The sequence below is a fragment of the Lacrimispora xylanolytica genome, from assembly GCF_026723765.1.
GTDB classification, from domain to species: Bacteria; Bacillota; Clostridia; order Lachnospirales; family Lachnospiraceae; genus Lacrimispora; species Lacrimispora xylanolytica.
In genome coordinates this window covers 3226914-3241952 of record NZ_CP113524.1, presented here as the reverse complement: position 1 = coordinate 3241952, position 15039 = coordinate 3226914, and the positions used below count along the sequence as shown (strand labels likewise).

The window sequence follows — 15039 nt, the reverse complement described above, 5'->3', positions numbered from 1 at the left end:
AAGCGAAAGAATTATGATACTGATGAATGAAATACCCGACCGCTTTTGGGGATTGTTCCGTTCCATCAACCGGTCTACCTACATAGAAGCTTTGCTGAGAATTAATGAAGAATACGAATACAGCAACTACTTTTTAAGCAGAGAGGTCTGTCTCCAGGTGCTTGACGAATACTTTCTCCAGAAACGGTTCGTCATCTGGCAAGATGAGCTGGAGGAGGAAGCCGATGAGCTGGAACCCCCTGCCGCCAGAGTGCTTAACTGGCTGTTAAGAGCCGGTTGGCTTCGAAAAGTAGATGATTATGCCTCCATGACAGTCCATATCGTAATCCCTGATTACGCTGCTGTTATGATTGAGGCATTTTTTAAGCTTACCACAGACGAAGAAGATGAGACTCAGATTTATATCCAGAACATTTACGCCATTCTCTTTTCCCTTAAGAATGATCCCAGAGCCAGCATCAGTCTGTTAAATACAGCTTACGTCAACACGAAACGGCTCAACAAGACACTTCAGGACATGCTTCACAACATGGACAAGTTCTTTGCAAGCCTCCTGGAAAAAAGGGCATACGGAGAGCTTTTAAAGGATCATCTGGAAGGCTATGTGGAAGAAATCGTAAAAAAGAAATACCACATTTTAAAAACCTCTGATAACTTCTATCTCTATAAAAATGATATCAAGCGTTGGATCAGCGCTATGCGGGAGGATGTCCAGTGGATGGAAGAGATGAGCGTCCGCAGCCGGAATAAAGTAACGGCAGCAGATGTTTCCGAAAAGCTGGATCAAATTGAGCGTGGATTCGATGATATTGAGCACCGGATCGCCAACATGGATAAGGAACATTCCAGGTATATCCGGGCCACCGTAACAAGGCTTAATTATCTGCTCAATCAGGAAGATAACATGAAGGGCCTTGTCATCCGCCTTTTAAATCATTTATCAGAGGCAGAGGATCAGGAAGCTGCGATCCAGGAGACTGGCAATCGGATGAACTTATCCCAGGTATCCATTTTATCGGAGCATGCTCTATATAAGAAAAGAAAGCCAAGGTCTGTCTTTAAAGAGACCCTTGCAGCAGATGAGGAATCTGTGGAGCTGACAGCTCAGGAGATTTTAAACTTAAACCGGCTAAAGAACCGTTACAGCCGAAAAGAGATCGAAAGCTATCTGGCTTCCCATATGGATCACGGTCGTATGGAAGTGACAGAGCATACGGTGAAAACGGCAGAGGATTTTGAAATGCTGATTCTGGCTTATGATTATTCCACCAGACGAAAAAGCATTTACGGAGTGGAAAATCCTGAACCGGAATTGATTGACAATGGCAGATACCGCTACCCCAAGCTGGTGTTTGTAAGGAGGAATGAATCATGACATACGAAGAGACTGCTGGCGCCATCGGCCAGATTCCATATTATGACGCTTTAAGCCAGGAGGAGAAAAGAGAAGTCACCGACGGCTTAAAAATACTCCTGCGTCAGACCTTTGTGCTGGAGCACAAGTACGATAAGCGGACCGAACGCTTTGCCTATAATCAGGAATTTCGAATCTGCAACAAGCATCTGGAATTTATCCGTTCCTATCTTGCCGTAATCGGTGTATCCATTCTGGAAAACAGCCAGCTTGGGATCATTTATATTCAGGGAGAAACGACCATGGGAGATAAGCTTCCAAAGCTTGCTACCCTATATCTTCTTGTTTTAAAGCTGATTTACGACGAACAGATGGCAGAGGTATCTACAAGCGTCAATGTTTATACCACATTAAGTGATATCCACGAGAAGCTTGGAAGCTACCGGCTCTTTAAAAAGCAGCCAGCTCCTACTGAAATCAGAAGGACCATAGCATTGTTAAAGAAATATCAGGTACTGGAACCCTTAGACCTTTTGGAAGACTTAGAAGGGGACAGCCGGCTGATCATCTACCCCTGTATCAATGTGGTACTTTTTGGTGACGACGTCAGGGGCCTGTTAGAATCATTTGAAGAAGGAGAGGACAGCGATGACGAATCAGAAATTTGAGGCTCTTTCCAGGATCCTGTTAAACAACTGGCATTATATCAACCGGAAAACCTTATCCTTCCATAAAGAAATCAATTTCTTTACTGGTCATTCCGGCAGCGGAAAATCTACGGTCATCGATGCCATGCAGATTCTTCTATATGCCAATACCGATGGTCGGGGCTTCTTTAATAAGGCGGCTGCCGATGATTCCGACCGAAATCTCATTGAATATCTGCGGGGCATGGTGAACATTGGAGAGAACAATGAATTTGCCTACTTAAGAAACCAGAATTTCTCAACCACCATTGTGCTGGAGCTGGAGCGAACTGATACGGAGGCGTTCCAGTGCGTTGGCGTTGTTTTTGATGTAGAGACCTCCACCAATGAAATCTCCAGAAAATTCTTCTGGCACAAGGGTCCATTATGGGACAATGGATACCGGACGTCTGACCGGGCCATGACCATAGAGGAAATTACTGCAACCCTTCGTTCTAATTATACGAAGGAGGAGTATTTTGCAACGTCCCATAACGAGCGGTTTCGGAGACAGCTCTATGATGTATATTTAGGCGGCCTTGATTCAGAGAAATTTCCACTGCTCTTTAAACGGGCCATTCCATTTCGAATGAACATCAAGCTGGAGGACTTCGTAAAGGAATACATCTGCATGGACCAGGATATCCATATTGAGGATATGCAGGAAAGCGTCATGCAGTATGGCCGCATGCGGAAGAAAATCGAGGATACGTCGGTTGAGATCAGTATTCTAAAGGAACTATCGGATAAATACAATCGGGTCCAGGAGTTCAATGACCAGATTCATAAAAATATGTACTTTTTCCGGAAAGCGGAAATCAAGGACTACCAGACAAGAATCCAGGCTTTGACGGATAAAACTGGGCTTGCAAAGGAAGACCTCCTTCGTCAGGAAGAGCAAAAGACCAGCCTGGAAGGTCAGGTGAAAGATCTGACGCTGCAGGGAGAAGAGCTTCTTAAAAGAATCTCTTCCACCGGATATGAGGACTTAAAAAATCAGTGGAATGCGACAGAGGAACTGATCGGTCATTTAAACAAAAGTGCTGTCAAATGGTCCCAGACCTCGGATAAGCTGAAGGAATGGGTGGAAGAAGATACCACCGCAAACCAGACCATTTGGGATATCGAGGCATTTGGCAAAAAGGAAGCAGATGAGGAAACTCTCATCCGGTTAAAACGTTCCATTGCTGAAATGCAAAAAGAGACAGAAGAGACCAAAAAAGAAGCGGAAGGTACCTTACGTGATATCCGCAAAAAAGAGCGCCAGACAAGCGAAGAACTGACCCAGCTTAAAGCAGGCAATAAAGCCTACCCCAAATATTTAGAACGGGCCAGAGCCTATGTCCAGAAGCGCCTTTTAGAAGAGACGGGAAAAGCCGTAGAAGTGTGGGTTTTAGCAGACCTTCTGGATATCAGGGACGAAACCTGGAGAAATGCCGTTGAGGGCTACATGGGCAATCACAAGCTGTCTCTGGTGGTATCTCCGGCATATGCTAAGACAGCCCTTGAAATCTATGGGGAGCTAGATAGGAACGAATACTATAACGTGGCAGTTCTGGATACCGAGGAAGCGTCAAAGCATACCAGTGAGGTAATGGAAGGAGCGTTGTCCGAGGAGGTCGTGGTGCGTGAGACCTACTTACAGCCTTACATCGATCTTCTCCTGGGCCGCGTTGTAAAATGCCTGACCGTGGAGGAGCTTCGCCGCTGCAAGGTAGGAGTGACTCCAGACTGCATGCTGTATCACACCTTCCGGCTCCAGCATATGAATCCGGACAATTACACGAAATTTGCCTATATCGGCAAGGACAGCGTCCGCAGAAGAATCCGTTTGCTGGAAAAGAGCCTTATTTCCATGGAGGAAGAGAAAAAGCCTCAGGAAGAGGTCTTAAAAGAATGCCAGAGAATTCTTTCCATGGAAGCCTTATCAGAAGAAACAAGCGTTTATCTGGAATGGCAGCAGGATATGAACTCCTTAAATCAAAAGGAAAAAGAAAAAAAGAAGCTGGAACAGAAGCTTGAGAAAATAAAAGCCCAAAATGTCAGCGAGTGGGAAAAGGAGCGGGAAGCCATTTTAATACTGTGTGACGGAAAGCGGGCAGAGCAAAGAGCCTTAGATAAGCTGATCTTTGAATGCAGCGGTAAGATCGAAGGATATCAAAAAGAGATTCTGGAGCTTCAGTCACAGCTGGTGGAGAAGACAAGCAGCCTGGAACCAGAGGAAGAGCTGGAAGAGGAAAGCAGAGCGTATTTTGAGACAGAAGAAATCCCGAGATACGACCGGTTGAAGGACCGGTTCTATGCTCTGTCAAAGAAGGCAGAGGAAGCAAGGGATGATGCCTTTTCTATTCTTGTCTCTGCCAGAGGAGAGTATGGAAGGAAATATCCCAACAGAAACTGCTCTCTTACCTCAAAGGACAATGAAGAGTACGACAGACTACTGGAACTGATGGAATGCGGAAATCTGGAAGAGTATCGGAAAATGGCAGCAGAACAGGCAAAATCAGCCGTTCTTCATTTTAAAGACGATTTCATGTTCAAGATACGTAGTGCCATCCGGGATGCCATTCAGCGAAAGGATGAACTGAACCGGATCATCAGCCGTCTTGATTTCGGTAAGGATAAATACCAGTTTGTCATCGGTAAGAACAAAGGACCGGACGGCCGTTATTACGACATGTTCATGGATGACTCCCTGGAGGTGAATCCCTCTCAATTAACGGATGCTGTGGATGACCAGATGAACCTGTTCACCATGGAGCACGAAAATCAGTACGGAGAAATCATCAATGACCTTATTAATATCTTCATCCCGCCGGACAATGCCACCCCGGAGCAGATGGAGGAAGCCAAGAGAAATATGGACCGGTACGCAGATTACCGCACCTATCTGTCCTTTGACATGCAGCAGCTGGTGCAAAATGAAGATGAAGTCATTAAAATCCGCTTAAGTAAAATGCTTAAGAAAAACTCCGGCGGAGAGGGCCAGAACCCCCTTTATGTGGCACTTCTTGCAAGCTTTGCGCAGGCCTACCGCATCAGCCAGTCCCCAAAGGTGCAAAGAAATCCTACCATTCGCCTGGTGGTTCTTGACGAGGCATTTTCGAAAATGGACGCAGAAAAGGTAGCAAGCTGTATCGAGCTGATCCGTGGTCTTGGCTTTCAGGCAATTATCAGTGCCACCAACGATAAAATCCAGAATTACGTGGAAAATGTGGACAAAACCTTTGTTTTCGCCAATCCAAACAAGAAGTCCATATCCATACAGGAATTTGAACGGGAGAGCTTCCCGGAACTGATGCAGGAGCTTGATGAGGACGTGGAGAGCTAAAAAGAACATCTATCCTTATAAGAAAGAAATTATAGAGTAAAAAGTCGAACAGGGCCTAAGCTGTGCAGATCAATAGATCAATGCGCTTGCTTAGGCCCTGTTTCTATGAATTAGGCAGGTAAATTATAGTACCTTTTTCATGCAGATGGAATCAGCCATATCTTTATATTGCCCATAATTAGGAATGGTCTCAAACCCTATGCCCTGGTATAAATGGATTGCCGTGGTCATTGGCCTGCCGGTCTCCAGTATCAGAGCTTGAAATCCTTTTTCTTTGGCATAGACCTCAATCAGTTCCATAAGCTTTTTAGATATTCCCTTACCCCGATATTCATCACGCACATAAACCCGCTTTACCTCGGCACATTCTTCATCATACCGTTTGAAGCTGGCACATGCTACGGGTAAATCATTGTCATAGGCCACGATCACATCTTTAATGTCATCCAAATAATTGTACTGGGCATATTGAGAGCGGTTCTTCTCTCCGCCAACCTGTTCATTTAAAGATTCATCCAGCTCCTGGCACAGTAAAATGAAATCCTGACTGACTGAATTCGTATATTCAAACCTCAAGTCTTTTCCTCCTTGTATTTATACCTTTTTTGTTAGAATCTGCAAGCTGTCAACACGTGCCCACCCATGTGTTCAAGCATACGCATATGCACATGTAATGTACTAACGCGTATCTTAGAATATTTTTTTGAGAATAAATAAAATCATATATAATAGAAAGGTGGATGTCAAGAAAAGTAGCTTTTCTTCTTGATAAATAAATATTATTTCTCTATAAATAAGAAAAGCGACTATATCTTACTTCGCATCACATCATATCACATCATATCACATCACATGCCATTAGCCTGTGAACTTATGGAGCGTGTGTTACATTCTATGTGCATTCGCATATGAAAAATCAGGGGTTCCCCCCTGGCAACTCTTGTATCTATTTTATATCAATCCCTCATTCTTTTTCTTCTTGCCTTCCTTAATGTATCCTGGAATGGATGCGATTTCATAGTTATTTTTCTCTGTTGCATGATATATAATGGAGTTTGCTGGTCTTTGATCAGAAAGACTAAATTGTAGATTTATTATCGAACAAATGTTTGCAAAAAGCAAAATAGTGTGATATAATTGGAAAAATCAGTTGTTGTGTTATAAGGGAGTGGGCTGAGGAGGCCCCCATCCTGAGGCAGTGCCATTCAGGATGTCAGTTGATAACAGGAGTACATTATGGCAAAACAGTATATTAAGATAAGAGGTGCCAATGAGCACAATTTAAAAAACGTTTCCGTGGATATTCCAAGGAATGAGCTGGTAGTTTTAACGGGCTTAAGCGGTTCGGGAAAATCTTCCCTGGCTTTTGATACCATTTATGCAGAGGGACAGAGACGCTATATGGAGTCCCTTTCTTCTTATGCCAGACAGTTCTTGGGCCAGATGGAAAAACCGGATGTGGAGAACATTGAAGGTCTTTCGCCGGCCATTTCTATTGACCAGAAGTCTACCAACCGTAATCCACGTTCCACCGTAGGTACGGTAACGGAGATTTATGATTATTTACGACTTCTTTATGCAAGAGTAGGAATCCCTCATTGTCCGAAGTGTGGACGTGAGATTCGGAAACAGACCGTAGATCAGATGGTAGATCAGATTATGGAGCTGCCAGAGAGAACAAAGATTCAGCTTCTGGCTCCAGTGGTCCGCGGAAGAAAAGGCGAGCACGCAAAGGTACTGGAAAACTCCAGAAAAAGCGGTTACGTCAGAGTCCGAATTGATGGCAATCTCTATGAGCTGTCTGAAGAAATCAAGCTGGACAAGAACATAAAACATAACATAGAAGTCGTAGTAGATCGTCTGGCTATCCGGGAAGGCATAGAAAAGCGTCTGACCGATTCCATTGAGACTGTTATGGACTTGGCAGATGGCCTTATGATCGTAGACGTGATAGATGGGAATCCGATTAATTTCAGTCAGAGCTTTTCCTGCCCGGACTGCGGCATCAGCATTGACGAAGTTGAGCCAAGAAGCTTCTCCTTTAATAACCCATTTGGAGCCTGCCCGGACTGTTTTGGTCTTGGATATAAGATGGAGTTTGACGAAGATCTGATGATTCCGGACAAGAGCCTTAGCATTGATGAAGGAGCCATTACCGTTCTTGGCTGGCAGTCCTGTACCGATAAGGGAAGCTATACCCGTGCGGTCCTGGATGCGTTGGCAAAGGAGTATCATTTTAAGCTGAATACTCCCTTTGAGGATTATCCAAAAGAAGTACATGACATCCTGATCCATGGAACCAATGGAAAGGAAGTAAAAGTATATTATAAGGGACAGCGAGGAGAAGGCATCTACGACGTTGCCTTTGAGGGACTAGTACAGAATGTTGCCAGAAGATACCGGGAAACCTATTCTGAGTCCTCCAAAGCTGAGTATGAGACCTTTATGCGCATCACCCCATGTCCAGCCTGCGGCGGCATGAGACTGAAAAAAGAATCACTTGCCGTTACGGTAGGAGATAAAAATATTTACGAAGCCACCAATATGTCCATCGTCCGCTTCCGTGAGTTCTTTGACCAGATGAATCTGACTCCTATGCAGCGTGCCATTGGTGATCAGATATTAAAAGAAATCAGAGCAAGAGTTTCCTTCCTCATTGATGTTGGTCTTGATTATCTGACCTTAAGCCGTGCTACAGGAACCCTGTCCGGCGGAGAGGCCCAGAGAATCCGTCTGGCAACCCAGATTGGTTCCGGACTGGTTGGCGTTGCTTATATCTTAGATGAGCCGAGTATCGGTCTTCACCAGAGAGATAATGACAAGCTGTTAAAGACCCTTCTTCATCTGAGAGACCTTGGAAACAGCGTAATTGTGGTAGAACATGACGAAGACACCATGATGGCAGCCGATTACATTGTGGATATCGGTCCAGGTGCCGGAGAGCACGGTGGTAATGTTGTTGCAGTAGGAACTGCAAAGCAGATCATGAAGAATAAGAATTCAGTCACCGGAGCTTATTTAAGCGGTCGCATTAAGATTCCAGTACCCAAAGAGCGCAGAGAGCCAACCGGATATCTGACTGTAAAGGGAGCACAAGAGAATAATTTAAAAAACATTGATGTTTCTTTCCCTCTTGGAGTCATGACCTGTGTCACCGGTGTATCGGGTTCCGGTAAGAGTTCTCTTGTCAATGAGATTCTTTACAAAGCTCTGGCAAAGAAATTAAACCGGGCAAGAACTGTTCCAGGAAAGCATAAGTCCCTGGAGGGCGTGGATCAGCTTGATAAAATCATAGCCATCGATCAGTCCCCAATTGGAAGAACACCAAGATCTAACCCAGCCACCTATACAGGTGTATTTGACTTGATTCGTGACTTATTTGCCTCCACCCCTGATGCAAAGGCAAAGGGCTATTCCAAAGGCCGTTTCAGCTTTAACGTTAAAGGCGGACGCTGTGAAGCATGTAATGGTGATGGTATTATCAAGATAGAGATGCACTTTCTTCCTGATGTCTACGTCCCTTGTGAAGTATGTAATGGAAAGCGTTACAACCGAGAGACCTTAGATGTGAAATATAAGGGAAAAAACATTTATGATGTTCTTGATATGACCGTAGAAGAAGCCGTAAAGTTTTTTGAAAATGTACCGTCTATCTCAAGAAAAATATCAACTCTGAATGATGTAGGACTTTCCTATATCCGACTTGGACAGCCTTCCACAGAATTATCAGGCGGTGAAGCCCAGAGAATTAAACTGGCTACAGAATTAAGCAAGCGTGGAACGGGTAAGACCATCTACATTTTAGACGAGCCAACCACGGGACTTCATTTTGCTGATGTTCACAAGCTGATTGAGATTTTAAGAAAGCTTTCAGAGGGCGGCAATACGGTAGTTGTCATTGAACATAATCTGGAGGTCATTAAGACTGCGGACTACATCATTGACATTGGCCCTGAAGGAGGAGACAAGGGCGGTACCGTCATTGCTAAGGGCACACCAGAAGACGTGGCACTTTGTCCTGATTCCTACACCGGCCATTATATAAAGAAATATTTAGAATAAGTATGGTTTCATAACTATAATGATATTGAAGATTCCGCCTTTTGTAACATGCCTGTCAGAAATGACAGCAGTATGGTTCAACAGGCGGGATTTTCCTGTATCATAGCAGGTATGATATATTGGAACAAGGGAACATATTATAAATAGGTCAAATTTAGGGATAAATTTACGAATGTAAATGCAAGGTGCGGTGGTGTATTGCAGCAGTTAGAATGTATCATATTCCTAAGAAAAGGAAGACGCCGGCAGAAGGGGGATTCTGCCAGCGTGATATGAAAAAGTATTTATGAGAAAAAATGCTTCAATCGTTTACAAGGAATATCATAAATGTTTCTTGTGATAAAACTTTGACCAATTTGTGAAATAATCGTGAAAACAGGTCAAGCGCTACCACTGGCTATTTGATGGCTGTTTGGGAGTGTCACACCTAATATTTTGTGACTTTCCACATGTTTTTTTTGAATTCGAGAAAATGCTTGTCAAGCCCAAGGAAGTAGAATATAATGTAACCCAAAGCGCTATTTGTCAAAGATGAAATTAGGAGGAATACCCGTGAAAAGAGAAATGATTATCGTTCTGGATTTCGGCGGACAGTACAACCAGCTGATTGCCAGAAGAGTCAGAGAATGCAATGTTTACTGTGAGGTTCATCCCCACACGCTGTCACTGGACAAGATTAAGGAAATAAATCCCAAAGGAATTATTTTTACAGGTGGTCCAAACAGTGCATATAAGGAAGAGTCACCTCGCTGTGAAAAGGAGCTCTTTGAATTGGGAATCCCGATTCTGGGAATCTGCTACGGTTCTCAGTTAATGGCACATATGCTGGGCGGCAAGGTAAACACAGCGCCTGTCAGTGAATACGGCAAGACTGAAGTTGACGTAGAAGCCGACAGCAAAATCTTAAAAAATGTCAGCTCCAAGACCATCTGCTGGATGAGTCATACCGATTATATAGAAAAAGCACCAGAAGGCTTTAAAGTCACCGCTCACACTCCCGTCTGTCCAGTTGCAGGCATGGAATGCGAAGAGCGCGGCCTCTATGCCGTACAGTTCCACCCTGAGGTTATGCACACCCAGGAAGGTACTACCATGCTTTCAAACTTCGTTTACAACGTCTGCAAGTGTTCCGGTGACTGGAAGATGGATTCCTTTGTAGAAACTTCTATTCAGGCTATCCGTGAAAAGGTTGGAGATGGTAAAGTACTTTGTGCTTTATCCGGTGGTGTCGATTCTTCTGTAGCTGCTGTTATGCTTTCCAAAGCAGTAGGCAAGCAGTTAACCTGCGTATTCGTTGACCACGGCTTACTCCGTAAGAACGAAGGCGATGAGGTAGAAGCTGTATTCGGACCAGAAGGCCACTATGACTTAAACTTCATCCGCGTGAACGCTCAGGATCGTTTCTACGACAAGTTAAAGGGCGTGGAAGATCCAGAGAGAAAGCGCAAGATCATCGGCGAAGAGTTCATCCGTGTATTTGAAGATGAAGCAAAGAAGATAGGCGCTGTAGATTTCTTTGTACAGGGAACCATCTATCCTGACGTGATTGAATCAGGACTTGGCAAATCCGCTGTGATTAAATCCCACCACAACGTAGGCGGTCTGCCAGAGCATGTGGATTTTAAAGAGATCATTGAACCCTTAAGACTTCTGTTTAAAGATGAGGTTAGAAGAGCAGGTCTGGAACTTGATATTCCGGAATACCTAGTTTACCGCCAGCCATTCCCAGGCCCAGGACTCGGGGTTCGTATTATTGGCGAAGTAACTCCTGAAAAGGTGAAGATCGTTCAGGAAGCGGATGCAATCTATAGAGAAGAGATTGCAAAAGCTGGGGTTGATAAAGGATTAGGACAGTACTTTGCAGCTCTTACTAACATGCGTTCTGTTGGATGTATGGGAGATGAGAGAACTTACGATTATGCGATCGCACTTCGTGCGGTATTGACTTCTGACTTTATGACAGCGGAATCTGCGGAACTTCCATGGGAGGTTCTTGGTACAGTGACCAGAAGAATTGTAAATGAAGTGAAAGGCGTGAACCGGGTGCTGTATGATTGCACTGGGAAGCCGCCGGCTACTATTGAGTTTGAATAAAATACTTAGAGCCAGAAAACCTTTTAAATTCAAGGGAATCTGGCTCTTTTCTTTTTGTAATGGAACTATTAATTAAGGTTTTATTTTTTTTCTAAAAAAATTCAAGAATAGCTTCGTAGCTTTCAAAACATAAAATCATAACTGCTATATTTTCAGTTGTCACATCATGAGTTACGGATAAAACTATATTTAGGATATACCAAATGGCTTTTACTAATTTAGCTTTATACCTAACTTTCCATTTATAAGCAATTAACCCCAATAAAAAATAACTAACAAACGAGAACGGTATTAAAATCCAACCTACATTCGTAAATGCATTTTCTATATTTACCATTATAAAATATCCTCATCCTTAAAAAAAATTCCGGTTCTTCAGCTATCTCATCACGCTTGTGTGGGAACAGGTGGGAATAAGTGTTTAATGTGGTTTCTACTTTCTCATGACCTAGGCGGTCAGCTATGGCCAAAGGGGAGAATCCCAATTCTATCAATAGGCTTGCGTGGCTATGCCTGAGATCGTGCAGAGGGTATTCACCTTTCATGGTGAAAAGGTGCCGTTCTGTCCTAGAATCATAAATCTTTTTCCATTCGTCCTATATGACGAGTAAAGAGGTTTTTAACATCAATGTCGTAAATTTATGTGACTTCCACATTTGTGCGGATTTGCAGGAAGGAGTAAAAAAGGTGAGTAAGTTAATGATAAATGCAGAGGAAGTGGCCGAGATCATGGATTGTTCTGTTAGAGATGGCTATAAACTTATTAAAGAAATGATCGACGAGATAAATGTTAAGGGATACATAACCAGAGCCGGGAGAGTACCGAGGAAGTATTTTTATGAAAGGACTGGCCTTGAAGATCAGGAAGGGGCTTCCTAATGAATCTGTCACAGCGCAGACCCCTGACGGATGAAGAAGCAGAGAAAATGTTTTATTGTATGGAGCAGGCAGAGCGTAGTGGTATGTTTGACAATCTGTTTTGCAGAGAACAGGTAGTAATAGAGGTTCCGGCCAGTCGGGAACGGCTCCTACAAAGCATAAGCCCTGATATGAAACTTACAAAGGGATTCTTCCGAAAGATTTACGGGTATGAGCTTTCATTCCTAGGATTCCGGGAACAGGCCATAAACGCACTGGATACGGCAGGGTGCACTATGGCAAGGGCTTACTATAATAATGAAACTGGGTGCTTTTCCTTTGGATAAATGTGGTGTATGATTATAGAAATGTACATAGGAGGAGGGGAAATGAGATGGATAAGAATATTTTGGTTATTGGGAACGGGTTTGATTTATATCATGAATTAAGAACAGGATACTATGATTTTGTAAAATATGCAGAAGATAGTGAATATAAAGATAACATATTTATTAAGCATTTTAGAAAAGTTATCCATGAAAATGATGGCTGGATTGATTGTGAAGATGAAATAGAGTATTTAGTTTCAATTTTTCAAAAGTTTTTATGTTTACCATTTGTAAATAATATCCGTATGATACAAGATACGAGTAATTTTTCAAGAAGTGAAATAAAAATTTTAGAGTATTTAGAATTTATTTTTCTTAAAGGTGATAGATATTATATGCATTCTGATGCTCCTAATGTTAGAGGTTGCATTAATAAAAGATGGTTTATAGAAAAAGTCAGAAAGAATTTAGATGAGCTCATAAAGGCATTTAGAATATATCTGAATGAAGTTGTAACTTTAGAAAATGTAAAAACAAGGTCTAAACAACTTCTGGATTTTAAGTTTGATTATGTGGTGAATTTTAATTACACAGATACATATAAGCTGTATGGAGTTGATGATAGCTCTGTTTTTTATGTACACGGTTCAATAAAAAGTGATAATATGGTTTTGGGAATAAAAGATTCTAATGATGACGATTTGGATTTCGTATATTTTAAAAAATATTTTCAAAACATTCAAAAACGTACAGGTTTGTTGGATAGGACCAAGTTTGCTCATAGCGATATTCCGAAAGTACTTTCTGATGGCAGTTTTTCATATAATTCAACTGTAATATACTTTTTTGGACATTCTTTAAGCAATACAGATGGTTATATTATAAAAGATATAGAGGTACTAGCCGGGAAGATAGTAATTTATTTTTATAATCAGGAAGATTACGAAAGTAAAGTAGTTAATATTATTAGCGTTTTCGGTAAAAAGAGAGCCTTAGAACTTTTGGATTGTAAGAAAATCACTTTTGAGGAATTAGAAAATGGGATTGAATACAGTGGATTGAATACATTTTTAGGGTAATTGTTCTATACTTTACCTTGATTATTACATAAAAATGATATGTAAAAATGTAGTTTATCCGTTGCAAAATAAGGATTTTCGCTTGCATACCCCCTCCCCTTCTGGTATAATATCTATAAGTAAACAAAATATTGACGAGTACCCCAGGTGTTAGCCTGGAAGCCATAATAAGGCGTGGGAATAGTGATTCATCAAAATGATGGTTCGTTGTTCCTGCGTCTTTTTTTGTTTGCAGAATTCAGAGAGGAAGGAGAGGAAAGAATGTTTACCGGAAAAGTAGAATGGTTCGACCAGAAGAAGGGTAAAATGATACCGTAAGATGCGAAGACGTACGCACGCATGTGTCCCGCACATGCGCATGCACATGCAATGTGCGGTGGTACTTCGCAGCAGCTTGAACTGTAGGGGCGAATCCATCAAGAAGCTGCTTAACAGCCTGTTCTCTGCCGATCTCTGTATAGGCTACATTCTTATGGATTTCTTCCACCTGGGCCTGCACCGTTTCATACCGGTTAAGCTCATCCTGAATGGCCTTACAAGCCTGTTTTCTTCATGGCTTTTCAAATCGGATAGAAAGCAGTGATTAAGTAGCCATATTATAAATAATTCCCAATTTCCATTTATTCTGATCTCCTTTTTTGAAAACGCCTGTCGATTTTTGGCCGATGGGTGTTTTCTTTTTGTAAGTTTTGGTATATAATGGAAATAAAAAGGAGATAATTATGTTTGTATTGACGTCATTGAAAAACAGAGTTATTTATTACGGAATCAGTATTTTATCAATTATGCTTTTAATGGTGCATAGTAAAAATTTAATAATGCTTAATAGTGATTATTCAGTTTTAAACTTTTTTCGCAATCCTAATGAATACGGTGTGGCAGCATTGAGTGGGATTTTCTTATTGATTGTAACGACTTTATTAATATTAGGTTGCGCAATGAAGTGGATAAACATTATTATTCATGCGGAAGATGCGGGAGACAAAATTGATGGAGTTATAAGAATACTTATTGCAATTTGGTCAGGTTTCATTTGTTATACATATTATAACAAGATAATCGCTTTATGCTTAGGTATAGCATTTGTAATATGTATATTCTTGTTTTTTATACATGACAATTAGATAGTTAATGTAAATATCGTCACTTATTAAAGATAGTCACATAGTGCCTAGAGGCGGCCAACCCCGTCTCTTTTATTATACAAAAGAACCAGATTTGAAATTGTTGCGGTGTATGTTAATTT

12 protein-coding genes and 1 pseudogene are annotated in these 15039 nt (G+C 42.0%); 10 read left to right on the top strand and 3 right to left on the bottom strand.

Features of this window, described 5'->3' with window-relative positions:
* The first annotated feature begins 13 nt into the window (after positions 1-13).
* The 3 genes from OW255_RS15175 to OW255_RS15165 are packed head-to-tail and all read left to right on the top strand — an operon-like array spanning position 14 to position 5371.
* Complete coding sequence (locus tag OW255_RS15175) at positions 14-1375, top strand: Wadjet anti-phage system protein JetA family protein (RefSeq protein WP_268114544.1); 1362 nt, start codon at positions 14-16, stop codon at positions 1373-1375.
* A complete protein-coding gene (locus OW255_RS15170; RefSeq protein WP_268114543.1) occupies positions 1372-2022 on the top strand; it encodes a DUF4194 domain-containing protein in 651 nt (216 codons plus the stop codon). Before OW255_RS15175 ends, OW255_RS15170 begins: the two co-directional genes overlap by 4 nt.
* Positions 2003-5371 (top strand): ATP-binding protein, encoded by a 3369-nt coding sequence (locus tag OW255_RS15165; RefSeq protein ID WP_268114542.1) that lies wholly within the window; start codon positions 2003-2005, stop codon positions 5369-5371. The genes OW255_RS15170 and OW255_RS15165 overlap by 20 nt, the downstream gene beginning before the upstream one ends.
* A gap of 123 nt (positions 5372-5494) precedes the next feature.
* On the opposite strand, the gene OW255_RS15160 is transcribed toward OW255_RS15165, so the two are convergent.
* Positions 5495-5947 carry a GNAT family N-acetyltransferase gene (locus OW255_RS15160; RefSeq protein ID WP_268114541.1) on the bottom strand — a complete coding sequence of 151 codons (453 nt, stop codon included), beginning with the start codon at positions 5945-5947 and terminating at the stop codon, positions 5495-5497.
* 660 nt (positions 5948-6607) lie between these two features.
* Here OW255_RS15160 and uvrA point away from each other — a divergent pair.
* Complete coding sequence (gene uvrA, locus OW255_RS15155; protein WP_268114540.1) at positions 6608-9433, top strand: excinuclease ABC subunit UvrA; 2826 nt, start codon at positions 6608-6610, stop codon at positions 9431-9433.
* A gap of 552 nt (positions 9434-9985) precedes the next feature.
* Positions 9986-11527: a glutamine-hydrolyzing GMP synthase gene (guaA, locus tag OW255_RS15150; RefSeq protein ID WP_024838486.1), complete on the top strand. Its 1542-nt coding sequence runs from the start codon at positions 9986-9988 to the stop codon at positions 11525-11527.
* 91 nt (positions 11528-11618) lie between these two features.
* Here the strand turns inward: guaA and OW255_RS15145 are convergent, their stop codons facing one another.
* Together OW255_RS15145 and OW255_RS15140 are read right to left on the bottom strand one after the other, a co-directional pair.
* Entirely contained in the window at positions 11619-11864 is a 246-nt protein-coding gene (locus tag OW255_RS15145) for a hypothetical protein (protein ID WP_268116654.1), read from the bottom strand.
* Positions 11800-12054, bottom strand: a pseudogene (locus OW255_RS15140) (tyrosine-type recombinase/integrase); the annotation flags it as partial. The gene OW255_RS15145 and the pseudogene OW255_RS15140, both read right to left, overlap by 65 nt.
* A 160-nt stretch (positions 12055-12214) precedes the next feature.
* Here OW255_RS15140 and OW255_RS15135 point away from each other — a divergent pair.
* From OW255_RS15135 to OW255_RS15115, 5 genes are all read left to right on the top strand, one after another.
* A complete protein-coding gene (locus OW255_RS15135; protein WP_268114539.1) occupies positions 12215-12406 on the top strand; it encodes a LysR family transcriptional regulator in 192 nt (63 codons plus the stop codon).
* Positions 12406-12732, top strand: a complete 327-nt coding sequence (locus OW255_RS15130) for a hypothetical protein (protein ID WP_268114538.1) — start codon at positions 12406-12408, stop codon at positions 12730-12732. Before OW255_RS15135 ends, OW255_RS15130 begins: the two co-directional genes overlap by 1 nt.
* A 47-nt stretch (positions 12733-12779) precedes the next feature.
* A complete protein-coding gene (locus OW255_RS15125; protein WP_268114537.1) occupies positions 12780-13793 on the top strand; it encodes an AbiH family protein in 1014 nt (337 codons plus the stop codon).
* Positions 13794-13976: 183 nt separating this feature from the next.
* Complete coding sequence (locus OW255_RS15120) at positions 13977-14111, top strand: hypothetical protein (RefSeq protein ID WP_268114536.1); 135 nt, start codon at positions 13977-13979, stop codon at positions 14109-14111.
* 404 nt (positions 14112-14515) lie between these two features.
* Positions 14516-14917, top strand: coding sequence for a hypothetical protein (locus tag OW255_RS15115; protein WP_268114535.1), 402 nt, complete (start codon positions 14516-14518; stop codon positions 14915-14917).
* The last annotated feature ends 122 nt before the right edge of the window (positions 14918-15039 follow it).

Excerpts from the sequence above, each read along its gene's own strand:
- OW255_RS15170 (WP_268114543.1), top strand. The coding sequence starts at position 1,372 with ATGACATACGAAGAGACTGCTGGCGCCATCGGCCAGATTCCATATTAT.
- OW255_RS15165 (WP_268114542.1), top strand. The coding sequence starts at position 2,003 with ATGACGAATCAGAAATTTGAGGCTCTTTCCAGGATCCTGTTAAACAAC.
- OW255_RS15175 (WP_268114544.1), top strand. The coding sequence starts at position 14 with ATGATACTGATGAATGAAATACCCGACCGCTTTTGGGGATTGTTCCGT.
- OW255_RS15130 (WP_268114538.1), top strand. The coding sequence starts at position 12,406 with ATGAATCTGTCACAGCGCAGACCCCTGACGGATGAAGAAGCAGAGAAA.
- OW255_RS15125 (WP_268114537.1), top strand. The coding sequence starts at position 12,780 with ATGGATAAGAATATTTTGGTTATTGGGAACGGGTTTGATTTATATCAT.
- uvrA (WP_268114540.1), top strand. The coding sequence starts at position 6,608 with ATGGCAAAACAGTATATTAAGATAAGAGGTGCCAATGAGCACAATTTA.
- OW255_RS15115 (WP_268114535.1), top strand. The coding sequence starts at position 14,516 with ATGTTTGTATTGACGTCATTGAAAAACAGAGTTATTTATTACGGAATC.
- OW255_RS15145 (WP_268116654.1), bottom strand. The coding sequence starts at position 11,864 with ATGGTAAATATAGAAAATGCATTTACGAATGTAGGTTGGATTTTAATA.